Annotated in this window: 21 protein-coding genes; 12 read left to right on the top strand and 9 right to left on the bottom strand. The window is 68.8% G+C overall.

Going from position 1 to position 22,213, the window contains the following annotated elements:
* The first annotated feature begins 321 nt into the window (after positions 1-321).
* Positions 322-783: a hypothetical protein gene (locus ABTW65_RS02390; RefSeq protein ID WP_350658194.1), complete on the top strand. Its 462-nt coding sequence runs from the start codon at positions 322-324 to the stop codon at positions 781-783.
* A 24-nt stretch (positions 784-807) separates the two neighbouring features.
* On the opposite strand, the gene ABTW65_RS02395 is transcribed toward ABTW65_RS02390, so the two are convergent.
* From ABTW65_RS02395 to ABTW65_RS02405, 3 genes are all read right to left on the bottom strand, one after another.
* Positions 808-1,599 carry an NgoMIV family type II restriction endonuclease gene (locus tag ABTW65_RS02395; RefSeq protein ID WP_350658195.1) on the bottom strand — a complete coding sequence of 264 codons (792 nt, stop codon included), beginning with the start codon at positions 1,597-1,599 and terminating at the stop codon, positions 808-810.
* A gap of 314 nt (positions 1,600-1,913) precedes the next feature.
* Positions 1,914-2,294 carry a hypothetical protein gene (locus tag ABTW65_RS02400; RefSeq protein ID WP_350658196.1) on the bottom strand — a complete coding sequence of 127 codons (381 nt, stop codon included), beginning with the start codon at positions 2,292-2,294 and terminating at the stop codon, positions 1,914-1,916.
* Between the two features lie 664 nt (positions 2,295-2,958).
* Positions 2,959-4,323 (bottom strand): tyrosine-type recombinase/integrase, encoded by a 1,365-nt coding sequence (locus tag ABTW65_RS02405; protein ID WP_350658197.1) that lies wholly within the window; start codon positions 4,321-4,323, stop codon positions 2,959-2,961.
* 640 nt (positions 4,324-4,963) lie between these two features.
* Here ABTW65_RS02405 and ABTW65_RS02410 point away from each other — a divergent pair.
* The 3 genes from ABTW65_RS02410 to ABTW65_RS02420 all read left to right on the top strand — a co-directional run bounded on the left by ABTW65_RS02410 (position 4,964) and on the right by ABTW65_RS02420 (position 7,189).
* Positions 4,964-5,815: a class II glutamine amidotransferase gene (locus ABTW65_RS02410; RefSeq protein WP_350658199.1), complete on the top strand. Its 852-nt coding sequence runs from the start codon at positions 4,964-4,966 to the stop codon at positions 5,813-5,815.
* 343 nt (positions 5,816-6,158) lie between these two features.
* A complete protein-coding gene (locus ABTW65_RS02415; RefSeq protein ID WP_350658200.1) occupies positions 6,159-6,665 on the top strand; it encodes a hypothetical protein in 507 nt (168 codons plus the stop codon).
* Positions 6,662-7,189 (top strand): RDD family protein, encoded by a 528-nt coding sequence (locus ABTW65_RS02420; RefSeq protein ID WP_350658201.1) that lies wholly within the window; start codon positions 6,662-6,664, stop codon positions 7,187-7,189. The genes ABTW65_RS02415 and ABTW65_RS02420 overlap by 4 nt, the downstream gene beginning before the upstream one ends.
* A 14-nt stretch (positions 7,190-7,203) precedes the next feature.
* Here the strand turns inward: ABTW65_RS02420 and ABTW65_RS02425 are convergent, their stop codons facing one another.
* The 6 genes from ABTW65_RS02425 to ABTW65_RS02450 form a co-directional block, all read right to left on the bottom strand.
* Positions 7,204-7,737 carry a cupin domain-containing protein gene (locus ABTW65_RS02425; RefSeq protein WP_350658203.1) on the bottom strand — a complete coding sequence of 178 codons (534 nt, stop codon included), beginning with the start codon at positions 7,735-7,737 and terminating at the stop codon, positions 7,204-7,206.
* 59 nt (positions 7,738-7,796) lie between these two features.
* Positions 7,797-9,800, bottom strand: a complete 2,004-nt coding sequence (locus ABTW65_RS02430; RefSeq protein ID WP_350658204.1) for a HelD family protein — start codon at positions 9,798-9,800, stop codon at positions 7,797-7,799.
* A gap of 108 nt (positions 9,801-9,908) precedes the next feature.
* Positions 9,909-11,285: a glutamate decarboxylase gene (gad, locus tag ABTW65_RS02435; protein WP_350658206.1), complete on the bottom strand. Its 1,377-nt coding sequence runs from the start codon at positions 11,283-11,285 to the stop codon at positions 9,909-9,911.
* Positions 11,282-11,956: a hypothetical protein gene (locus ABTW65_RS02440; protein WP_350658208.1), complete on the bottom strand. Its 675-nt coding sequence runs from the start codon at positions 11,954-11,956 to the stop codon at positions 11,282-11,284. The genes gad and ABTW65_RS02440 overlap by 4 nt, the downstream gene beginning before the upstream one ends.
* A gap of 101 nt (positions 11,957-12,057) precedes the next feature.
* Positions 12,058-13,680, bottom strand: coding sequence for a LuxR C-terminal-related transcriptional regulator (locus ABTW65_RS02445; protein WP_350658209.1), 1,623 nt, complete (start codon positions 13,678-13,680; stop codon positions 12,058-12,060).
* Between the two features lie 32 nt (positions 13,681-13,712).
* Entirely contained in the window at positions 13,713-14,813 is a 1,101-nt protein-coding gene (locus ABTW65_RS02450; protein ID WP_350658210.1) for a flavin-containing monooxygenase, read from the bottom strand.
* A gap of 145 nt (positions 14,814-14,958) precedes the next feature.
* Between ABTW65_RS02450 and ABTW65_RS02455 the strand changes: the two genes are divergently transcribed.
* The 8 genes from ABTW65_RS02455 to ABTW65_RS02490 all read left to right on the top strand — a co-directional run bounded on the left by ABTW65_RS02455 (position 14,959) and on the right by ABTW65_RS02490 (position 22,213).
* On the top strand, positions 14,959-15,105 hold the full coding sequence (locus ABTW65_RS02455) for a hypothetical protein (protein WP_350658211.1): 147 nt from the start codon (positions 14,959-14,961) through the stop codon (positions 15,103-15,105).
* Entirely contained in the window at positions 15,089-16,183 is a 1,095-nt protein-coding gene (locus ABTW65_RS02460; RefSeq protein WP_350658212.1) for a threonine aldolase family protein, read from the top strand. The genes ABTW65_RS02455 and ABTW65_RS02460 overlap by 17 nt, the downstream gene beginning before the upstream one ends.
* Positions 16,184-16,321: 138 nt before the next feature.
* On the top strand, positions 16,322-17,347 hold the full coding sequence (locus ABTW65_RS02465; RefSeq protein WP_350658213.1) for a formylglycine-generating enzyme family protein: 1,026 nt from the start codon (positions 16,322-16,324) through the stop codon (positions 17,345-17,347).
* Positions 17,348-17,405: 58 nt separating this feature from the next.
* Positions 17,406-18,101, top strand: coding sequence for a GAP family protein (locus tag ABTW65_RS02470; protein WP_350658215.1), 696 nt, complete (start codon positions 17,406-17,408; stop codon positions 18,099-18,101).
* Between the two features lie 86 nt (positions 18,102-18,187).
* On the top strand, positions 18,188-18,412 hold the full coding sequence (locus tag ABTW65_RS02475) for a heavy-metal-associated domain-containing protein (RefSeq protein ID WP_350658216.1): 225 nt from the start codon (positions 18,188-18,190) through the stop codon (positions 18,410-18,412).
* Between the two features lie 18 nt (positions 18,413-18,430).
* Positions 18,431-19,612, top strand: a complete 1,182-nt coding sequence (locus ABTW65_RS02480) for an aminotransferase class V-fold PLP-dependent enzyme (protein ID WP_350658217.1) — start codon at positions 18,431-18,433, stop codon at positions 19,610-19,612.
* Positions 19,613-19,616: 4 nt separating this feature from the next.
* Positions 19,617-20,834 (top strand): heavy-metal-associated domain-containing protein, encoded by a 1,218-nt coding sequence (locus ABTW65_RS02485; RefSeq protein ID WP_350658219.1) that lies wholly within the window; start codon positions 19,617-19,619, stop codon positions 20,832-20,834.
* On the top strand, positions 20,831-22,213 hold the full coding sequence (locus ABTW65_RS02490; RefSeq protein ID WP_350658220.1) for an alanine racemase: 1,383 nt from the start codon (positions 20,831-20,833) through the stop codon (positions 22,211-22,213). Before ABTW65_RS02485 ends, ABTW65_RS02490 begins: the two co-directional genes overlap by 4 nt.

Raw genomic sequence — 22,213 nt, forward strand, 5'->3', positions numbered from 1 at the left:
AGACTTGTTCGGCGCTGCGTCTCCCGCGTGACGCTGTGACTGCAGTATCAGATCGCTTGTGTGCGCGTACCGAATATCGGGCAGCTGGACCCGCGGACTGGGCCCAGATGACCGACTCAGGTTGGCAAGGTGTGCAGGCGGCTGGCCGAGTATGGGCCACGGCGGGGCAGGTGGCGGTTGCCATGTCGACTCCAATTACAGAGCCATACCCGACTCATGGCCGAGGTCGTCAGGATCGTGCCTTCGGGACTCGGAAGGTAAGCACCACTAGGCCGACCGGAACCGTGTACGGGATCCATCCGCAGCGAAGGAGCAGTGCCTATGGATGACATCGAGTTCAGATTCGAGCTCGTGAAGTTGGATATGTCCGAACTACAGCAGTCGATCCGCAACTACGACTCGCTTCTCGTTCAAGTCAAGGGGTGGGCGGTGACGGTCGGCCTCGCCAGCACCGGCTTCTCGGTCACTTCGCACAAACCCGCAGTGGCGGTTCTGGGCGTCTTCGCCACCCTGACGTTCTGGGCGATCGACTCGGCAAGGCGTGCAACGCAAGACCGGATGATCGCCCGGGCCGGTAATATCGAGAGGCTGTTCGAGAATGGAGCGGTCGATGACGCCATGTCTGATCCTCGAAGCCGGCCGCGTACTGTGAGGTCGCTCGTCGGCGTCGATCGGGTGGAGTGGATCGGCGGCGTTCTGCAGTCAGGGCGACGTGTTGGAACGTGGGCGTTGTACTTGGCCCTTGGCGTGATCCAGGTCGTCGTTGCAGCGATCGTTACCTGACCCGACCCGAAGGCAACCGCAGGCTCAGGAGAAAGTGAGATCGAGCGCGAGGCGGTCGTAGGGGAGGAGGCGTTGCTGGGAGACCATCTCATCCCAGTCCCGGATCTGCTCCGTGGACCCCGCAGTAGCGACGGCTGCGGCCAACTCGTCGAACATCAGATGGTAAACCGCGTCTACCTCGCCAGTTCCACGCGCGATCGAGATGATCCGGCTGGGAAGGGGTTCCGCAGTCACGAGAGCGAGGTGTGGCAGTCGTCCGCGCCGACTGCGTACGAGCGTATTGAACTCGTGGCGGACGTTCTGGACCCTATCCGACCGTATTGTCCACTTGCAGGAGATCGCCGCGTGAAGGTACGGCGCCGACTCGGCCTCAGGACCTGGAAGGCCGACGTAGACGTCGGTGCGGACCTGGTAATCGTGTCCCACAGTGGCACGCAGGTTGGGTTGCGCCTCGAAAAGTCTCTGGAGGTCGGCGAGGTGTTGAAACTGCCTGTAGTCAGACGCCAGCCCGCCACGCCTGACCTCCCACTTGCGAGACGGATCGGCGAAGGACAGCCGCAAGCCGAGGTCACCTTCGATGGCACGCTCAAGAGACGCCCCAGCCTTCTGGCCGCCGTCACCGAGCGCCAGCTTCGTGTGCTGGGTGATTCCTAGCGACTGGTAGATGTGGCCGGCAAGCTCGAGACTGGACTTGCTGCCGAGGTCAGCAATATTGGGCGCGACGGCGTCGCCGAATAGATCCTTGCAGCGCGGTGCACTCTTCTGGGATGCTGGCTTCCAGCCGAGTTCATCTTGAAGCCAATCTGGGGCAGACACGCTAGCAGGGTAGCGGCAGCAACCCGAATCCCATGGGGCGGGGAGGTGTCTCGCAACGACTTGTGCTTGCTATTCCGGGCGTCCTCTCTGAGAGACGTGCGAAGGTGCTGACCGACGTCGGCATCACGCTCTGGGACGGCCCGCAACTCGCGGAGGCCGAGACCACCGCTGGCATTGAGATCCCACGACACAGGCATCCGTCCCACTTGGGCCGACGGTACTCGGGAGGGCACGACGATGCGTCCCCGTTGGATCGAAGTGTAGGTTCACGAGCCTTCGTGAGTAGGACGGGAGGCGGGTACATATTGGAAGACCTACGGCTCGCCAAGCGTTACATTGACGGCGTCGGCTTCCTCACGGTGGAACTGGATGACGCCGCGGTTGGCGACTTCAACACCGAAGATGTCGCCCTCGGCCTCAATGCTTTTCACGACTATGTAGAACGCACAGGGTGTCGGGGAATCCCAGGCGTCGGTCCCCGCCTTGATAAGCCCGCCACCAAGCTCACCGATCCCAACGACGTCGCCGCTTTCATCGGTGACGCGGATCTGAGCGCCCGCAATGATGTCATGATATCCAGCGCTGCCAGCAGTGCAGGTATCAGCGGGCAGTTCGCATGACTCGTCGACGTTGCAGTAGTTCTGCACCTCGTAGGCCTCGTCACTCAGGACGATGTCCTCGTCGAACAGGACCAAGACCCCGAGTACATCGAAACTGGCTCCGGTTCCTTCTTGCGAGGATGGGGCTGCCGGAGCGCTACGGCCGTTGCCCCAGCCTGTGACCGCGGCCACCGTGATCGCCGATCCGGTCAGAACGAGCACTGCCAGCGAGATGCCGACGACAAGTCTGCCCCTGCGAGGACCCGTTTGGGTGCGATGTTCCACATCCTCGGCAGTGGGTGAAGCAGGGGAAATCTGGACCCCGCAGGAGTTACAGAAGGCGGACCCACTTGGATTCTGGTGGCCATTCAGGCATCGATGCATCGTGCGGACACCTCGGTCGCCTCGGCTCGCTGTGCCCTGAACAGGTGAATACGCCTGGAGTTCGTCGCCATCCACGCCAGTCTCCAGACCAGTCCGGACTGCTGTCGGTGCCGTCGCCGAGGGTACCCAACTTGGGGTACATGATCGGAGGTAGCCGAACGGGCCAGCGGCGGACACCGCCCCTGTGGCTCATCGCCGCCGGCGCCCCGCTGCCACATATCCAGGCACGGCCGAGACACGTGTCGATGCTGCCCACCCGCGACGAGTTGATCTCTGACGTCGTAGACCTGACCTCTCGTGAAGTGCGAGAAATCTCAGGTCTCCCTGGGGTTCTCTCTGTGCGCGAGGGGGCTTGAACCCGCGGTGATCCGGCAGATCAAGCAGCAGTTTCGTCTGGCGACTCGGTGGCGCTCCTACTTTCGTCGCGCTCAGCCTTCGCCTTCTTGGCTGACCTTGACATGCGCCTGGCGAGCTCCTCGTCGCGCTCGTCGGTCGCGTGCTGATAAATCATCGCAGCCTGCGGCGTGGTATGGCCGATGCGGCGCATGAGCTCCGCGAGGGTGGCGCCGTGCTGGGCAGCGAGGGTTGCGCCGGTGTGGCGGAGGTCGTGGACGCGGAGAGTGGGGCACCCGACCGCCTTGCGGGCGGGTCGGAAGTATGAACGGTGGAAGGTCGCGTGCAGGAGATGGCCGCCGATGCACCGTGGGTAGTCGCAGTCACACTTGCCCGGCGCTGGCCTCGCGGCGGTGAAGATGAGGCCGTCCGGACCGGGCTGGGCGAATGTAGCGAGCTGGTTCTGGAGCAGCGGCTTGAGGAAGTCGGGAAGGCGCACCGTACGCTTCCCTGCCTCGGATTTGGGCTCGTCGACGATGTTGACGCCGTTGACTCGTCCGTAGGCGCGCTCGACGCGGAGGAGTGGGTAGTCGCTGGTGAGGTCGATGTCGCGGCGGCGGAGTTCTACGAGCTCGCCGAAGCGAAGGCCGGACCAAGCGGCCATGTGGATCAGAGCAGTGAGGCGCTCGGGCATCTCGGCCGCGAGCGCGTCGATCTCTTCGAGAGTTGCGATCTGCATCTTCTTGGCCTTTCGTTTCGGAATGTCGTCTGGGTGGATCTGGCAGGGGTTGGCCACGATGAGTGGTTGGCGGCGGTCGCGTACGACGGCGTCCATGACCTGTTTGAGTAGGCCATAGGCATCGCGGTTGCGTTTGTGCCTGTCCGGGTGCTTCTTTCGGAGCCGTGCCCACCAGACATCGACCTCATCCACCGTGATCTTGGCGAGAGTGCTCCGCCCGAAGAAGGGGAAGATCTCCTTCTCAAGGAGCCTCAGGTTCTCAGCGACCGTCCTTGGCTTGAGAGGCTTCGTAACGGCTCGGTTGGCGAGCCAGGTGCGGGCGTATTCGCCGAAGCCCATCTCGGCAGCTGCTGCGCCGACGGCGGCGAACTCTTCGGCACGTTCAGCCGCCCGCTTCACGCGGAAGCAGGAGTAGCGCACTCCTGCGATGCGTGCGGCTTCGATGTCGCCCTGGATGGCGTCGAGCTTTTTCAGCGCCCGGCCGGGCACGCCGGCGGGGTAAGCCTCCGTCTTCACGAGCCGCGCTGGGTGGTCGAAGGTCAGTTCGCCCGGGTGCTTCTTTGCGCAGGTCGGGCAGGCGTAGGTGATCTGCCAGCGGCCAGTTGGCCGCCCGGGTTCGTCGCCTCGTCGCGGGAGGCGTCGGATGCTGCCGAACCTTCGTTCAGCCATGACCGACTCGCGGCGGAAGAGTAGCGTTAACTACGCCCGGTAGGCTTCGGGGCATGGTGGGACGACTCCTTCTCAGTCGTGTCGCCTATGCCCCGGGGTGGTGGGGTGGTGTTGTAGCACCTTCCGGGGCCGTCTTCTGAGTACCCATTGAGCCTAACTTCGATTGCGCCGAGATTGCGCCCAGATGTGTCTGCCTCTGACGTGATCTGTCGGTCTCTGTCAAAACCTGATTCCGAGAGAACAGCCAGGTCAGGGTGCATTTTGGCTGGTAATCCGCAAAGTCGCTCGATGCCCATTACCCAGGTTCAAATCCTGTCAGCCCGACAGATCGCCCCTGACCTGCTCATGCAGGTCAGGGGCTTTTTTGCGTCTGTCCCCGAGGTTCACCACGTTGGTTGGCGTGGGCGACGTCTGTTGGCACCTGCGTCACCATCACGACGTCGTCGGCTCACCCGCGACCGTGTCCCGGACCGTGTCCCGGACCCTGACCCGTCAGGGCCTTGTCTGTCCGACCGCACCACGCTACTGACCGGTTCGGGTCCGCTGTTATCCGCTACGGGTGATCCGCTGGGCCGCCTTCGCTGTTGAACTGGAGCAGTCGCGCTCCGATGTGTGTCGGGGGCGGAGAAGGGAGATTGACATGTGTCGTTGGCTCGCATACTCAGGTTCGCCGGTGCTCCTGGAGGACCTTCTGTTCAAGCCGGAGAACTCGCTCGTGGTGCAGAGCAAGCACTCACGGCTGGGCGTGGAGACGGTCAACGGTGACGGCTTCGGTGTCGGCTGGTACGGCGCGCAGGACACCCCAGGGACCTACCACAGCATCGAGCCCGCCTGGAACGACCGCAACCTCCGAGAGCTCTCGGCCCACGCTGCCGCCGGGCGGGTCTTCGCGCACATCCGAGCGACGACCGGCACGGCGGTCCAGCAGACCAACTGCCATCCCTTCCGCCACGGCCGCTGGCTGTGGATGCACAACGGGGCCATCGCCGACTTCCCGTTGCTGAAGCGCGACCTGACCCTGGCCGTCGAGCCCGGGCTGTTCCCCGACATCGAGGGATCGACGGACTCGGAGCTGTTCTTCTTCCTCGCCCTGACCTTCGGACTCCAAGAGAACCCGCCGGAAGCGGTGGCTCAGGCAGTTGGCATCATCGAGGAGACGGGGCGACGCCACGGAGTCGAATACCCGATCCAGATGTCGGTGGCGACCACCGACGGGGAAACCACGTGGGCATTCCGATACTCCAGCGAGGGTAGGTCGCGATCGCTGTTCCACAACACCGACGTCGCCACACTCCGTCTCCAATACCCCGACAACCCAGTACTGCATCAGCTTTCCGATGACGCACGCCTCGTAGTGTCCGAACCGTTGGGGGACTTGCGGGGGGGCGTGGCGGGAGGTGCCGGAGTCCTCCTGCCTCATCGTCAAAGGTGGCCACGAGGAACTGCAGGAGTTCTCACCTTCGCCTGCCCGTGCACCGGACTGACGCAGTAGCGGAAGGAGGTCCTTTGACTTGCGCGAACGCCGGTCAGAGGCGGTTCTGTTCCTTGAACCCGATACCGACTCTGGGAGGCGTCGAAGCGGCGAACGCACGCGTCAGCGACCGGCCACATCGAGACCGCTGAATCACCCGACCTGGGTGATGAGAGACAGGTCAGACGGCTCTACGCTTCCAGCGATCCACGACTGGAGGAGGCGGAACCTTCGATGGGAATCTTGCGCGCACGAAGAGGCGACGAAACCCTCGTACTCGAGGACGTCTCCGGCGCGGTCGTCGCCCCCGAGTCGTCGACCGGCTGATCGCCGTGACGATCCGCGTGTCCGAGCCGGCGACGTCATGACCGAGGTCCGGCAGAACGGCAAGAGGCTCCTGGGCCGGGTCGCCGGCGCGGTGACGGAAAGGGTCGTCGTCACCGTCGACCCCGACATCGTCCTGGAACACGTCGATCTCAACGCGCTGCTCAGCCGGGTGGACCTCGACGCGGTCCTGGCGCGGGTCGACATGAACCGGCTCCTCGAGACGGTCGACATCGATGCGTTGCTCGCGCGGGTCGACCTCAACACGCTTCTCGCCGACGTAGACCTGGACGCCCTGCTGAGGAATGTCGACCTCGAGGCGCTCGTACGCCGTTCCGGCATCCCCGACATCGTCGCGGAGAGCACGTACTCGATGGCTGGATCCGCCCTCGACGTCGCCCGGCGCCAGTTGGTGGGGCTCGACGTCATCGTCGACCGGATCGTGGACCGGCTGATGCGACGGAGCGAGGACGAGCGACGTGAAGGGCCGCCCAGCCTGGTTGCGGCCCGACGAGGGGTGCCCGACCCAGGAACGACAGCACGATGACCCGCCGGGTGCGCCGCTCGGTGTCCGGACACTATGCGGGAGCGATCAGCAGGGCAGCTGCCGCTGCCATCGACGGCCTTCTCATCGCCGGCCTCTACACGCTGGGCGTTGCCGGGTTCGGCTACCTGCTCGATATGTTCACGTCTATCTCGCTCACCGGCGACCGCTCGACCCTGCTCGGGATCGCTGCATTCGCGACCTGGGCCTTCGCGTACGTCTTCATCACCCTCGCGATCACCGGCCGGACGATCGGGAAGGGACTGGCCGGACTGCGCGTCGTACGCGCCGACGGCACTGCACCAGGCGTGCGCACCATGTTCGTCAGGACGCTGGTGTTTCCCCTCAGCGTGGTCTTCTTCGGGATCGGCCTGCTCCTGATCGTGGTGCAGCGTGAACATCGTTCTTTCCACGACTTGATCGCCAAGACCTGTGTTGTCTATGACTGGGGCGACCGGAGCGCTGAGATGCCGGGACCACTCTCGGACTTCCTCAACCGCGCCCAATCGGACTCCCCGCAGCGCTGACGACGCCCGCAGGCTCAGGAGCCGTTCTCGTCGCTGAGGCGGACCTCGGACCAGTCGAGCCCGTCGAGATTCACGACGATCGCCTCCTGGGTGGTGCGGGCGATCACGACGACGGCCTCGGTGTCGGGGTCCGGGTTCTCCTCCCGGTGGGGGACCCACGGGGGCACGAAGACGTAGTCGCCGGGACCGGTCTCCACGCGGGTCTCGACGGGCTCGTCTCCCTCGGTGTCGAGGAAGACGAAGACCGGGTTGCCGGAGACGACGTAGATCGCGGTCTCGGAGGCGCCGTGGTGATGGTTGGCAGAGGCGGTCGAGGCGGGGACATGGGTCTGGCCCATCCACAGGTTCTTCGCGCCGACGGTCTTGCCGCTGACCGCCTCGAGCCTCCGCATCCCGGAGGTCTGACCGGTCTGGTCGACCAGACCGGAGGGAGCCACGTGGTGGAGATGCCGGTGGAAGGCGTCGATCTCTGCGGGGACGAGGACGCCGCTCGGAGTGCGGATGTAGTCCCCGTCGGAGGACCCGGCAGGTACGTGACTGGCGGACATCGGGCTCCTTTGGCCAGGGTGAGGACGGGGTCATTGCCCGGCAGGGCGGGCCGTGGGCCTCACGGTCGTGATCGTAGCTCCAGGCTGAAGAGGCGCTTCGTCGCTCGGGTCTGGGCGACGTACAGATCGCGCGGGCCGGCGTCGCCAGCGGCTCGGATGCCTGCGGGGTCGACGATGATCACGGTGTCGAACTCCAGGCCGCGGGCCTCGGGTGCGGCGACGATCGTGGCGCCGGCCCGGCGGACTTCGGCCTCCAGAGCCAGCGAGCGCTCGGTGGTGGCGATGACTCCGATCAGCTCACCCGGGTGCTCGTGGGCGACGTCCGCGATGAGCGTGCTCAGGGTGGACGGGAGGCCCTCGGTGGTCACGTCGAGGACGCGTGGCTCTTCGCCGTGCCGGATGGATCTGGAGAGCTGCTGATCCGGGGCGATCTCGGCCAGCAGCGGTTCGGTCGCGAGCAGGATCTCGGTCGTCGTGCGGTAGTTCACCGTGAGTCTGTGGTGAGCGAACCGGTCGTCGACGAACGGCTTCAGGGCCTCGTCCCACGCCCGGAGGGTGGTCGAGGGGCCTGCCTGGGCGAGGTCTCCGACGACGGTCATCGACCGATTCGGGCAGCGGCGCATCAACGCACGCCACTGCATCTCCGAGAGCTGCTGGGCCTCGTCCACCACGATGTGGCCGTAGCTGGTCTCCGGGGCTCCGTCGACGAGTGCGCGGGCTTCGTCCAAGAGGGCGAGGTCTGCGTCGGTCCACCCATCGGCGCGGCCGACGCCGAGGTCGTTCAGGAGTTCGCGGACGAGATCGTCGGCGACGAGCCGGGGCCAGACTCGGGTGATCGCTCGGTCGATGGACGGGTCGCCAAGGAGTTCGTCGCGGATGCTGTCCCAGTCGATGTCCAGATCGTCCGTGGAGGAATCGTTCCCCGTGAAGCGGTCGAGATCGATGCCCAGGTGCGCCTCCAGCTCCTCCTCGAAGTCGGAGATCTCCTTCGCGGTGCTGCGCTCCAGCTCGTTGACCAGATTGTCGACGACGTACTCGGTGAAGAACTCGCGAGCGCGGTTGTGCCCGATGTCCTCCTGCAGCGCCTGGCGCCGAGCGGTGTCGACCACGGCCGGCTCGAGCGTCACCGTGTCATGGGTGGTCTTCAGCTCCAGAGGTACGCCGTGGGGCTGGTGCCGCCGCACCAACCGAGCGAGGGCGTCGGCGAGCGCCGCGCGCCCCTTGGCCCGCGCGATGTGATCCGGCTCGGTCCGCGTCGCCTCCACGCCCACCAGATCGGGCATGGTCGCCAGCCGCACGTCGTTCTCGCCGAGCGAAGGCAGCACCTCGGAGATGTAGGTGAGGAACCGCCGGTTCGGTCCGAAGACGAGCACACCTTGGTCGGCGATCGACGGGAAGGCGTACAGCACATAGGCCGCGCGGTGCAGGGCGACGATCGTCTTCCCAGTGCCGGGACCGCCGTCGACCACCATGACCCCGCGATGGGGAGACCGTACGATCTCGTCCTGCTCGGCCTGAAGGGTCGCCGCGGCCTCGTGCATCCGCCCGGTCCGCGCCGTGCTCAGCGCGGCAACGAGTGGACTGTCCCCGACGAGGTCCACGGCTGTCGGCGACGTACCGTCGAGAATCTCGTCGTTGACGTCGACGACCTCACGGCCGTCGAGGCGTAGGTGCCGTCGCCTGCGTACGCCCATCGGCGCGGCCATCGTGGCCGCGTAGAACGGTCGCGCGGCCTCGGCCCGCCAGTCGATCAGCAGCGGGCTCCCGTCCTCCGTGCGCAACCCGATCCGCCCGATGTGCAGAGCCTCGCCTTGGTCGGAGCGGTCGATACGCCCGAAGCACAGCGAGTGCTCCGCCGCCTGCAGCTGTCGAATGCTCTCGGTGAGCCGCTCGACCTCCAGGTCCCGGGCATACCGCTCGCTCGCCCCATCGACAGGCGCCGCGATCGCCCGCTCCTGCGCTGCCTGTCTCGCGCTCACCTCGGCGTGAAGAAGCACGTACATCGCGTCGACCGACCGCTGCTCCTCTTCGACCTGACCGACCCTGCTGACCTGCTCGCCCACGTACCCCGCCTCTCGTTTCCGGCGTCAACTATGAGCGGCAGCCTGGGTAAAGACAACGTTGATCTTTTTCAGGATCCGTGACCTCGGGCCGGCCCTCGTCGGGGCGAGTCAGTACCCGGTTCCTCGCTTGACCTGCTCTCGCTCGGACGGATGGGCGCCGCCCTTCTCATCGAGGGTCGCGCAGGCGTCGGCCAGGTCGCGGGTGAGCCGCTCGACCTGCTCGCGACTCATCGTCTCCTTGACCAGCGCGCGCATGATCTTCACGTTCTCCGCGTTGGGCGGCAGCGTGTACGCCGGGACCATCCAGCCGCGCTCAGCCGAGAGCTGCCAGGCGATGTCGGACTCGTCGTAAGTCGTGCGGTCGCCGCTGAGCCGGAACGCGACGAGCGGGAGCTGCTCGAGGCCGTCGCCGATCACCTCGAAGCGGCCGCTGTCGCGGAGGTTCTTCGCCAGGGCCCTGGCGTTCTGCTGCATCTGCTTCATCACGTACGTGTAGCCGTCGCGACCCAGTCGGACGAAGTTGTAGTACTGGGCCAGCACCATCGACGCACCCGTCGAGAAGTTCAGGGTGAACGTCGCGTCGGTCTTGCCGAGGTAGTTCTCGTAGAACACCAGGTCCTCGGCGAGGTCGGTCTTCTCGCGGAACACCAGCCAGCCGATCCCGGGGTAGACCAGCCCGTACTTGTGTCCGGAGACGTTGATCGAGCGGACCTGCTCGAGGCGGAAGTCCCAGGGCGAGTCGGGGTAGAGGAACGGCCACACGAAGCCTCCGCTGGCCGCGTCGACGTGCAGCGGGATGTCGAGGTCCCTCTCCTTCTTGACGTCGAGCAGCAGCTGGTTGATCCCGACGACGTCGTCCATGTGCCCGGTGAACGTCGTGCCCAGGACGGCGACCACGCCGATGGTGTTCTCGTCGAGGTGCGGCGCCACGTCATCGGGGCCGATGGTGAACTTCTTCTCCTCGAGCGGGACGATCCGCGGCTCGACGTCGAAGTACCGGCAGAACTTCTCCCACACGACGTGGACGTCGCCGCCGAACACGAGGTTGGGCCGGTCCACCGAGGCGTTCGCGGCCTTCCGACGCTGCTTCCACTTCCACTTCAGGGACAGGGCGCCGAGCATGATCGCCTCGGACGAGCCCTGAGTTCGACAGCCCGTCGTCTCGCCGGGGGCGTGGTAGAGGTCGGCGAGCATCCGTACGCAGCGCTGCTCGATCTCCGCGGAGATCGGGTACTCCGCGTGGTCGATGAAGTTGCGGTGCAGGTTCTCCGCGATGATCCGCTGCGCCTCAGGCTCCATCCACGTCGTCACGAACGTCGCAAGGTTGCGCTGCGGGTCACCTTCCATCGCCAGGTCCTCGCCGAGCAGGCGCATCGCGTCGACCGGGCGCATCCCGGTCTCGGGGAAGGTGGTCGATGGGGCCGCTTCGGTCAGGAACCGGTTGCCGTAGAGCCCTTCGGCTTCTGCGTCGCTGAGTCGTGTCATGGCTGAACCGCCGTTCTTGTCGTAGTGGGTGTGTCGAGTGCCTGGATGACGCCGCCGACCGCGAAACACACCGCACCGGCGAACGTCCCCCAGTTGACGAGCCCGGTGTTGATCTCGTCCGAGGTCGCCGGGCGGGTGAAGGCGGCGATGCCGGCGAGGAAGAAGAGGACCGACCCGAGCTGGTTGACCGCGACCACCCACCAGCCGACCAGATGGGCCATCACCCGGACGCGTCCCGCGCCCACGTCGAGCATCGCCAGACGACCGGCGACCAGGAAGCAGACACAGCCGGTCATGTCGGGGAACCAGATCCAGCCGTCGGACTGACGCGGCGTCAGGCCTTCGGCGAAGGCGGCCACCAGGCTGACCGCGAAGAAGAGCGTCCCCGCGAACAGCACGAAAGCGCTGAGCCAGCTGCGCGAGTGCGGCCGGAAGCGCCACCAGGACGTGGCCTCGTCGGTGTCGGTGTTGTTGGCCAGCAGGATCGAGACGTAGCCACCGAGCGAGAAGAAGCAGCCCCCGACCAGGTAGGTGACGTTGACGGTGGGCAGGCCGACCACACCGAGCTGGGCGAAAGCCGCCCCGAGTGCGAACAACGAGCCACCGAGAACGAAGGCGACGGCGGCGACAAGGTTGAGCTGGGTCGACGCACGCGTCAGTGCCTGGTCCATCGCGGCGGCCACTCCCTCCCTCTCCCTGAGCACCGTCAGCCTCGGTGAGCCAGGGCGTGGCGCCCTCGTACGCTTCGGGTGAGTTCCATCCGCACGGGTGGTCAGACCACGCCGTGCTCGAAGGCGAAGGCCGTGGCGGCGGTGCGAGAACGTACGTCGAGCTTGGTGAAGATGTTGGAGAGGTGACGGGCGACGGTCTTCTCGCTGAGGACCAGGTCGGCGGCGATCTGGGCGTTGCTGCGGCCGGAGGCGACCAGACGGAGCACCTCGGCCTCGCGGGCGGTGAGGCCGGCGGGCAGGGATGCGGGGGCGAGCAGGCGCTCGGCGTCGTCGGCGGCGGGGCGGGCGCCGATCTGGCGGAAGACCGTACGCGCCGCCTCGAGCTCGCGCCGGGACGACTCGGTGTCGCCGACTCCGGCCAGTGCGCGCCCGGTCAGCAGCCGCGCCTGGCTCCGCTCGTACGTCGCCTCGGCCCGCGCCCACAGCTGCTGAGCCTTGCGTAGGTAGGGGAGAGCGCCGGCGGGGTCTCGCGTGGCCAGCTCGACCGCGCCGTGCGCGTGTGCGGCCGCGGCCTCTAGCCAGACGCAGCCGAAGTGTCCGGCCAGCCCGTCCAGCTCGGCCGCGACCTGTCGGGCCTGGTCACCCTGGCCGGCATCGAGCAGCACCTCGACCGCGGCGGGCAGGAGCCGGCATCGCTGCACGGCACCATCCGTCTCCACCAACAGCCGCTGCACGGCGGCGAGCGCCGCCGCGCCCTGGCCGCGGGCCGACCAGAGCAGCGCGAGGCCGGGTTGCGGGTCGAATCCTCTGTCGGCCGCACGCTCGTAGGCGGCGTCGGCCTCGGCATAGTCACCGCGCAGCCGAAGCACCTCGCCGGCCTCGTACGCCGCCAGCCCGGCCGCATCCGGCGCGTTCACCTCCTGGTAGCGGCGGGTCGCGTGCTCGAACTCCTCCAAGGCCTGCTGCCACTCGCCGTGCAGTCGCAGCAGCTGGCCGCGGTGGACCGCGCACTGGCCGGTGAACGTCAACAGCCCGGGCTGGGCGGCACACCAGCGTTCGAGAGCTGCGGTCCACTCCGCCACCCGGCCGAAGTCGCTGATCTCCTGGCAACCCTCGATCGCGGTGCAGTAGACGTGTCCGGCCACGACCGGGGAGGCCTCGCCCGCGATCACCCGGATCATCGACTCGTCGAGCAGGGCGAGGCCCTCGGCGATGCGGCCGGAGTAGAGCGCCATTCGGCCCTGGGAGCAGAGTCCCAGCGCGGTGAGGTCGGGTTGGCCGTAGCGCCGGCCGCGATCCGTGACCTTGTCGGCGAAGCCGCCGGCCGTCGCGAAGTCGCCGGCGCTCAGCGCCCGGAACATCCGCAGGAAGTCGACCCACCCGAGCTCGACACCGTCGTCGACGTCGGCGACAAGGCTCTCCGCCCGCGAGGTCCAGCCGCGGGCCAGGGCACTCTCCCCGTGGACGTGGGCGGTCATCGTGATCCGGAACGCGCAGCGGACCGAGCGGGCGAGGTCGCCAGCATCCTGACTCTTGCGGAAGGCCCGGTGCAGGGCGGTGACCGTGACGTCGTGGTGTCCGGTCAGCTCGGCGGCGACGGCGAAGTCCTCGAGCTCCTCGGCCGAGAGCATCTCCGGGTCGGCGCCCGACCAGGCTGCGTACGCCGCGCCCCAGTCGCCGCGGACGAAGTCGGCGCGGGCGCTCTCCAGCAGGACGTCGGCCACGGCAGGCACCTCCACTGGAGAGCGTACTCGGATCACGCCGCCAGCGAGTGGCGTGCGGCCTGCCGCATCCGGGCCGTGACCCGGTCGGCGACCAGCGCCGCGTCGCGTCCGGCGCCTGCCAGGAGCATCGAGCTGAAGGCGTACTGGAAGCTGAGGCCGCAGAAGAACAGACCGTCGGCCTCCGCCACCACGCCGCGCATCTCCCGCGGCCAGCCGTCCTCGTCGAGCACCGGGAGGTGGATCCAGTCGAAGGCCTGCCGGAAGCCGGTGGCCCACACGACGTTGGTGACCTCGCGCGGGGCGCTGTCGATCACGGGCAGCCCGTCGCGGACCTCCTCTACCCTCGAGGTGGCCCGCTCGACGCCGCGGTCGGCCAGGTCCGAGCCCTTGACCCGCAGCATCGGCCCGCCGTGACGCCGGACCTCGGGCATCTCCTTGCGGCCGATCGGCGTACGCCGGGTGATGACATGCCGCCACATGAACAGCAGCACGGGGAAGATCACGTGCATCACCGGCGAGTCCAGGCGCGGCGGGATCTCGCCGCAGTCTCGGCCGGCCAGGATCGTCGGCCGCGACTCGGCGACCTCGAAGGCGATGTCGCAGCCGGAGTGGCTGGCGCCGACGACGAGCACCGGACCATCGCGCAGCTGCCCGGGGCGGCGGTACTCGCTGGAGTGGAGTTGCAGGATCGACGGGTCGAGCTGCGCGGAGATGGCCGGGACGTTCGGCGTACGGCCGAAGGAGCCGGTCGCGACCACGACGTTGTCGCAGGTCCAGGTGCCGCGGTCGGTCATCACCCGGAAGCTGTCACCGTCCCGCTCGAGCGCACTGACTCGGGTCTCGAGCTGAACAGGCAGCTCGAAGGTGCGGGCGTACGTCTCCAGGTAGTCGGCGACGTCGTCCTTCCCGGGGAACGACCACCGCTTCGCCGGGAACGCCATGCCCGGCAGGGAGTCGTACTTGGCAGGGGAGTAGAGCCGGAGCGAGTCCCACTGGCGCCGCCAGTTGTCGCCGACCCGAGCGTTCGCGTCGATGATCACGAACGGGCGACCGCGGCGCCGCAGGTGGTAACCGGTCGCCAGGCCCGCCTGCCCGGCGCCGATGATGATCGTCTCGATGTGTGTGGTGTCCATACCGACGACGCTAGGTCCGCACCTCGCCGCTCCGCGTCGGTCGTACGGCGCATTCGCCTGCGGTGGGTAGTGGGTCGATCTACCCATGGGGCGACTGCCTCGATTTTCGGCACACGGAGCGCTGAGTTGGGGCGATACTCGGAGGATGACGAAGCAGCCCCCGGAAGACTTCAGCACGCTCCCGCCGTCGGTGCCGCTGGAGGAGACGATCGCCTATCAGGTCGAGGATGTGATCCCGCGCGGCCCCGAAGGTGGCGGAGAGGCGGTCGATGGCGGTGGGGACGGCGACTGAGCAGCCTCTGGAACAGCGGCTACGGGAAGCGATGATCGCCTGCCGCGAGAGCGTGTTCCCGGCGCACGCGAGCCCGGCGGAGGTGTTCGACGGGCTCGCGGAGGCGTGCCGGGAGCTGGGGATCGAGGAGTGGGACGTGTACGCCGAGCGGGGACCGGTGGCGCGGCTGGAGGCCGAGGTCGGCGAGCTGCTCGCGAAGCCGGCGGCGTACTTCCCCTCGGGGGTGATGGCGCAGCAGGTGGCGCTGCGGATCCACGCCGACAACGCGGGCAACCGGCGGGTCGCGATGCCCGACCTCTCGCACCTGCTCGTCCACGAGGACGACGGGCCGAGGATCCTCCAGGACCTGCTGGTCGAGCACCTCACCGCAGGGCGTACGACTCCGACGAAGTCTCATCTGGACGCGATCCCGGGGCCGCTCGCTGCGTGTCTGGTCGAGCTTCCGTTGCGCGACGCGGGCTGTCTGCTGCCGACCTTCGACGAGCTCGCGGAGCTGGCTGAGGCGTGCCGTGAGCGCGGGATCGCGTTCCATATCGACGGCGCCCGGATCTGGGAGTCGCAGCAGTGGTTCGGCAAGCCGCTGGCGGACATCGCCGGCCTCGCGGACACCGTCTACACCAGCTTCTACAAGGGCCTCGGCGGGCTCGCCGGCGCGGCGCTGCTGGGCGATGAGGACTTCATCGCGCAGGCTCGGCTGTGGCGGCACCGGATGGGTGGCACCCTCTACCGGTCCACCGCCGAGGCGGTCGCCGCGCTGGTCGGCCTGCGGGACCGGCTGCCGCACATCGGCCAGTGCGTGACCTGGGGGAGGGCCCTGGCGGCCGCGCTCCCGGCGTACATCACCGTCCAGCCGCCGGTGCCGCACACCAACACCTTCCTGCTGTACGCAGCGGGCGACCCGGACCAGGTCAACACCCGACTCCTCGCCGAGATGGAGGAGCAGTCGCTCGCGTTCAGCAGACCCTGGGCGGCGGCCGAGGAGCCGGGCCGGATGATGACCGAGATGACGGTCGGCCAGGGTGCGCTCGGGCTGGATCCCTCGACCGTCGCCGGCCATCTCGCCGCGCTGCTGGACTGAGGCCGAGACCCGTTGCCTCACCCGTCTCGGGTGGTGCGTCGGGAGCTCCGCCGTTCCTACGCTCATCGCATCGCGATGGAGACGGAGCCGAGCGTGGCGACCCGTCTCCTCAGACTTCTACCCGGAGGATGCAGAGAGATGAGCTGCCACCAGGTCGACACCCCACCGACCGCGAGGACCGAGCAGGTGCTCGTTCCCGGCGGCCTGGACCTGGTGGGCAGCGACCGCTTCTACCCTGAGGAGCATCCGGTCGTCGAGGTCACTGTCGGCGACGTGTGGTGGGATCCGCACCCGGTGACGAACACCCAGTTCGCGGCCTTCGTCGCCGACACCGGGTACGTCACCGTCGCCGAGCGCGACCTCGACCCGGCCGACTTCCCCGGCGCCGACCCGGCGCTGCTGGTGCCCGGTTCGCAGGTGTTCACCCAGACGCCCGGTCCGGTCCCGCTGCACGACTGGACCCGGTGGTGGCGCTGGCAGCCCGGTGCCCAGTGGCGCCACCCCGACGGTCCCGAGACCGAGGCGGGGCGCCGTCCCGGCCGCCATGTCGCGAACTGGAAGGACATCCCGGACCACCCGGTCGTGCATGTCGGTTGGGAGGACGCCGTGGCGTACACCCGCTGGGCCGGCAAGGACCTCCCGACCGAGGCCGAGTGGGAGCACGCGGCCCGTGGCGGCCTCGTCGGCGCCGACTACGCGTGGGGCGACGAGCTCGCTCCGGGCGGGCGCCCGATGGCGAACACCTGGCAGGGCCAGTGGCCGTGGCGCAGCGAGGATCCGCGCGGTCACGACCGCACCAGCCCGGTCGCCTCCTACCCGCCGAACGGGCACGGCCTGTACGACATGGTCGGCAACGTGTGGGAGTGGACCCGCACTCCCTGGACGCCCGACCATCGGGACCTCCTCGCCCCAGGACGGACCGGCTCGGGTGCGACCCCTCGGCCGGTCGAGGTCGCTGCGCCCTCCTGCTGTGGCGGCAGTCAACGTCCCGGCACCGGCGCCGACCAGGTCAAGGAGACCGATCGGATGGTGACGAAGGGCGGGTCGCACCTGTGCTCGCCGCAGTACTGCCGCCGCTACCGCCCCGCCGCCCGCCAAGGGCACGGGGTACGGGACACGACGTCGCACGTCGGGTTCCGCTGCGTCGTACGCGCGGGCGATTGAACCCGTTTCCCCCGGAAGGGGTGAGGACGGCGACCGTGCGGATCGCGAGGTTGGCAGAATGTGGGAACTCGTCGGGCAACTGCTGCCGGAGATGGTCGGGCTGGCGGTCACCCCGGCAGCGATCGTCGCCTGCCTGCTCCTGCTCGGGTCATCGTACCCGTTCCGCAACGTCGTCGCGCTGGCGGTGCCGTTCCTCGCTGTCTACGGGGTGCTGTCGATCATCGCGCTGGTCGCGGGGCGGGCGGCTGACGCCGCCAGTGGCGACCCGTCGACGACTCGCGGCTGGATGAGCGTCGTCGCCGGCGGCATCTTCCTGACAGTTGCGGCCATGTCGTGGCTCCGGAGGCCGGCGGGCCGTCCCGCGGCGCGTGCCACGCACCGGGCGACCACTGCGGAGCCCGGCTGGGTCTCGCAACTGCGTGATCCATCCGTCCGCCTGGTGCTCGTCGCCGGCCTGCTGCTGGCAATCGTGAACCCCAACGTCGCCATTCTCGCCTCCGGGCTGGGCATCGTGGTCACGGCTGACGTGGGCCTCGGGGCGCAGGTCGTCGGTATCGCGCTGCTGTTGGCGGCGAGCATGATCGACTTCATCGTCCCCGTGCTCGTGTTCGTCGCTGCCGGCGAGCGTGGCCGCGGATGGCTCCGGTCTGCGACCAGATGGCTTCTCGCTCACAACCACGTCATCGGCATCGTCGTGCTCGTCGCCTTCGGCGTGCTGTTCGTCGGTCGCGGACTCGGCCAGGTCATCGGCTGACCGCCGACCACCGCGAACCGGCCTCGTGGCCGGTCGTTCGGTGATATTTTTGGGCGACCAGCGAAGTCCTACTGAAGGGCAGTTTCATGTCGGTTCAGTTCGAAGTGCGCATCGATGGAATGACCTGTCACCGCTGTGTAGAGACCGTCACGAGCGCTCTCGGTGGCCTGGACGGCGTGAAGGGCGTCCAGATCGACCTGAACCCGGGAGCCGTCTCGAACGCCCGCGTCACCGCCGACGGACCGCTCGAACCGAGGCTCGTCAGATCCACGCTCGCCAAGGCCGGATTCACGATCGCTCGCGAACCCTGACCGGCCGAGGAGTCGTCCGTGCCCGGCCTCGGCTCCCGTCAGCAGTTTCCGTCTCTCACCGCCGAACCTGATCTCGTCTACCTCGACGCGGCGTCCGGCACCCCCTGTCCCGAACCGGTCATCGCCCAGCTCACCGCCGAGCTGCGCGGACCCGCCGCCAACCCCGGCCGGGGCGGACACCCATGGGCCCGGGACGCGCTGCGCCGCTTCGAGGAGTCCCGTGCCACCGTCGCCGCGTTCCTCGGCGCCTCGTTCCCCGACGAGGTCGCCTTCACCCGCGGCGCCACCGGCGCCATGGCGTTCCTCGCCGACCGCTGGGGACCGGGTGCGCTCGCGAACGGTGGGGACATCCTCTACTGCCCCGGCGACCACCTCTCGACGGTGCGGCCATGGCTCCGGCTCGCCGAACGGATGCGAGACCAGGGCGTCCGGGCGGTGGCGTACCGCCGCGACCGGCTGGGACGCATCGACCCCGACGACTTCGCCCGGGCCGCGAGCGACCGCACCGCAGTCGTCGTTGCCACCGACGTCCACAACCTCCACGGCACCCGGACCGACCTCGACGCGCTGGCGATCCCGCCGGCCGCGACCGTCTGCCTCGACTGCTCCCAGAGCGCCGGCCGGCTGCCCCTGCGCCTGGCCGAGTCCCGGGCCGAGCTCGCCGTCGTCTCGGGCCACAAGATGTTCGGGCCTCCCGGCACGGGCACGGTCTACGTACGCCGCGGTGAGCATCATCGGATCGCGGTGGACCGGTCGGCCGCGCGGAGCGGGCCGGCGCGACACGTCTCGCCGCTCACCGACGCGGCCGAGGAGGGCAGCCTCGACGGGGCCGGCGCGGCTGCGCTCGCGAGCGCGACCGTGTTCCTGGACGCGATCGGCCTCGACCGGGTCGGCGCCCACCTCGCCACCCTCGCCGCCCGGTTCGCCGACGGCGCGTCCCGGATCGGAGGCGTCACCCTCCTCGGGCCTCCGGTCGAAACCGGACCGCACAGCGGCATCGCCGCCTTCGCCGTGGACGGCCAGGCGGGCGCCGACGTGGCCTTCGCCCTCGAACGCCGCGGCGTGTACGTACGCGCCGGCGACCACTGTCTGGACGGGCCGCGGGAGGACGCGGTCCGGGTGAGCTTCCACCTGTACAACGACGAGAACGACGTCGACCGACTCCTGCAGGGCCTCGCCGCCGCTGCCGAAAGGGACTGAACACGTGCACAACGTTGGCATCAGGTACGACCGCGCCGCCGCCGCCCGCATCCTGGCCGAGGTCGCGGGTGCCGACTTCCTGGCCGGCCCGGCCCCGGTGGTGGCCGAGGTGTCGGTGGACTACCGCGTCGAGGAGCTCAGCCCGGAACCCGGGGGATCCCTGACGACCGGACAGCGGCGCTACCTCGAGTCCTTCATGCGGCCGTGCCGGCCCGACCAGGTCGTCAGCGCCACGCACCGCATCACCTGGCGCGACTCCCGCGGCATCGCGAACAGCGGCCACATCGGACCAGGCCCGCTCGGCCCGATCCTGCCGATCGCCGCTAGGGAAGCAGTGATCGCCGTCGGTGACACGATCGCCGCCGCCGACCCCGTCACGGCGCGCTCGGACGCGCTCGGCGACGACGCGCTCGACGTCCTCGCCGACACCACCACCGACCAGGAGCCCGCCGAGATCTTCCGCGTCGGCGCCGAGGCCGCCGGCCGCGCGCTCGTCCAGCACGGCATGCTCGCCGGACAGGTCGGGATCGAGGATCCGGTCGAGTTCGCCGAGGCCATGTGGGATTCCGGGCTCTACGGCACGGTCGCCTCGACCTGGTTCTGGGAGCTGCAGGCCTCCACCTACCGCCGGGGCATGATCCCGGTGAGCCTGGAGGGGTCCGGCGGCCGGCTGCGCTACACCGCCGACACCGTCGCGCTGCTCGCCGAGATGAAGCGCCGCACCATCGCCGACGCCCACGAGGTGATGGACCGCGCCCGCGCGGAGGGCCTGGGCGTGCGTGCCGCCATCCAGCGCTACCACGTCGAGCTCGACCAGATCTCGCGACAGTACGCCCTGCTGCCGGCAGGGGAGCGGCCCGTCTGCCTCGGGCAGCGGGCCCATCAGGTCGACGGGCAACGCGTCCAGCCGCTCGCCGCCGTCGCCGAGGCGCTCACCGGCGCGTTCCGGTCCGCGGTCGAGTCGGTGCGCATCACCGACATCTCCGAGTCCGCCGCGAGGGACGTACGTTTCGCCGCGGGGGAGCAGGAGTTCGGGGTCCCGGACATGACCTGCCGGCACTGCCGGGTGACGATCACCGCCGTCTTCGACGCCCAGGCGGCCGAGCTGATCGACGTCGACCTGCACGGGAAGAGGGTCCGGGCCAGGTTCACCGATGCCGGGCAACGCGACCGGGTCTACGCCGACCTGCGCGACTGCGGCTACACGGTGGCCGACGGGTGAGCCAACGTTTCCCGCTCCCGGCCGCGCGGCACCCGCTCGCCGCCCGCTTCCTCTCCGACGCTGGCGCGGTGGGCCAGGCGATCGAACGGTTCGGGTCGCCGCTCCACGTGGTATTTCCCCAGGTCATGGCCGAGAACGCCAAGGCGCTCGCGGGCGTGCTGCGGCGCCACGGCGTGCCGTACGACATCTTCTACGCGCACAAGGTGAACGCCTCGGCGGCGCTCCTCGCCGAGGCGTGCGGGGCCGGGATCGGCGCGGACGTCGCCTCTGCGGCCGAGCTCGACCGGGCCCTGGCCGCCGGGTTCGCGCCGGAGCGGATCGAGGCGACAGGTCCGAAGTCGCCGGCGTTCATCGAGCGGACCGCCGAGCTGGGGGTCACCGTCAACGCCGACGACCTGTGGGAGCTCGACCGGCTTGCCGCTGCGGCGCCGGCGGGCAGCGTCGTCCCGGTTCTGCTGCGGCTCTCCGGCTTCGCCTCGCCGGCGGTGCCGCAGTCGCGGTTCGGCATCGATCTCGCCGACGCCGACGCCGCAGTCGAGACCGTACGCCGCGCTCCCGGCCTCGACCTGCGCGGTGTCGCGTTCCACCTCGACACGGCCGACCCGGCAGCGCGGGTGGACGCGCTGACCGAGTCGATGACGGTCGTGGCCGCTGCGCACCGGAAGGGCCTGCGGCCGTCGGTGATCGACATCGGCGGTGGGTTCCGCCAGCGCTTCGTCGAGGACCCCGAGCCGTTCCAGCGGTACTCGCAGGCGCTCGCCGCCGCGGCTCCGGGGGAGCTTGTGTGGCCCGGTCACGACCTCGGGCTCCGTCGCGGTGGCGCGATTGGAGGGGCTCCCGCCGCGCACAAGTACGGCAACCACCACCCGGCCACCGACGTCCTGGAGCGGTTCCTCGCCGCCGAGATCGAGCGGCGACCGGTCGCCGAGGTCCTGCGTGAGTGCATGCTCACGCTATGGATCGAACCCGGCAAGGCCCTGGTCGACCACGCCGGCCTCACTCTGGCCTCGGTGCTCTACCGCAAGCGCGCCGCCGGCCACGACCTGGTCGTGCTCGACCTGTCCCGCAACCAGATCACCCCCGCCGACCAGGAGGTCCTGCTGGACCCGGTCCTCGTCGACGGCCGTGGTGAGCCGCCGGCGGAGGGCGTGTTCCTCGCCGGCCGGCTGTGCCTGGAGTCGGACCTGATCAGCCGCCGCAAGGTGTTCCTCGAGTCCGAACCGAGCAGCGGCGACGTACTCGCGTTCGTCAACACCGCCGCCTATCAGATGGACCTGTCGGCCTCCTCCGCCGGCGGGCATCCGCCGCCGCCCAAGGTCGCGGCGGTCTGGGACGGCGAACGGTTCGCCTTCGTCGCCGACGACCACCACGGGAGCTGA

It is taken from the genome of Nocardioides sp. NPDC127503 (assembly GCF_040302165.1).
Classification (GTDB): Bacteria; Actinomycetota; Actinomycetes; order Propionibacteriales; family Nocardioidaceae; genus Nocardioides.

Coding starts and splice junctions, on each gene's coding strand:
- ABTW65_RS02440 (WP_350658208.1), bottom strand. CDS start 11,956: ATGGACCAGGCACTGACGCGTGCGTCGACCCAGCTCAACCTTGTCGCC.
- ABTW65_RS02455 (WP_350658211.1), top strand. CDS start 14,959: ATGACGAAGCAGCCCCCGGAAGACTTCAGCACGCTCCCGCCGTCGGTG.
- ABTW65_RS02405 (WP_350658197.1), bottom strand. CDS start 4,323: ATGGCTGAACGAAGGTTCGGCAGCATCCGACGCCTCCCGCGACGAGGC.
- ABTW65_RS02390 (WP_350658194.1), top strand. CDS start 322: ATGGATGACATCGAGTTCAGATTCGAGCTCGTGAAGTTGGATATGTCC.
- gad (WP_350658206.1), bottom strand. CDS start 11,285: ATGACACGACTCAGCGACGCAGAAGCCGAAGGGCTCTACGGCAACCGG.
- ABTW65_RS02410 (WP_350658199.1), top strand. CDS start 4,964: ATGTGTCGTTGGCTCGCATACTCAGGTTCGCCGGTGCTCCTGGAGGAC.
- ABTW65_RS02470 (WP_350658215.1), top strand. CDS start 17,406: ATGTGGGAACTCGTCGGGCAACTGCTGCCGGAGATGGTCGGGCTGGCG.
- ABTW65_RS02415 (WP_350658200.1), top strand. CDS start 6,159: ATGACCGAGGTCCGGCAGAACGGCAAGAGGCTCCTGGGCCGGGTCGCC.
- ABTW65_RS02420 (WP_350658201.1), top strand. CDS start 6,662: ATGACCCGCCGGGTGCGCCGCTCGGTGTCCGGACACTATGCGGGAGCG.
- ABTW65_RS02475 (WP_350658216.1), top strand. CDS start 18,188: ATGTCGGTTCAGTTCGAAGTGCGCATCGATGGAATGACCTGTCACCGC.
- ABTW65_RS02465 (WP_350658213.1), top strand. CDS start 16,322: ATGAGCTGCCACCAGGTCGACACCCCACCGACCGCGAGGACCGAGCAG.
- ABTW65_RS02425 (WP_350658203.1), bottom strand. CDS start 7,737: ATGTCCGCCAGTCACGTACCTGCCGGGTCCTCCGACGGGGACTACATC.
- ABTW65_RS02450 (WP_350658210.1), bottom strand. CDS start 14,813: ATGGACACCACACACATCGAGACGATCATCATCGGCGCCGGGCAGGCG.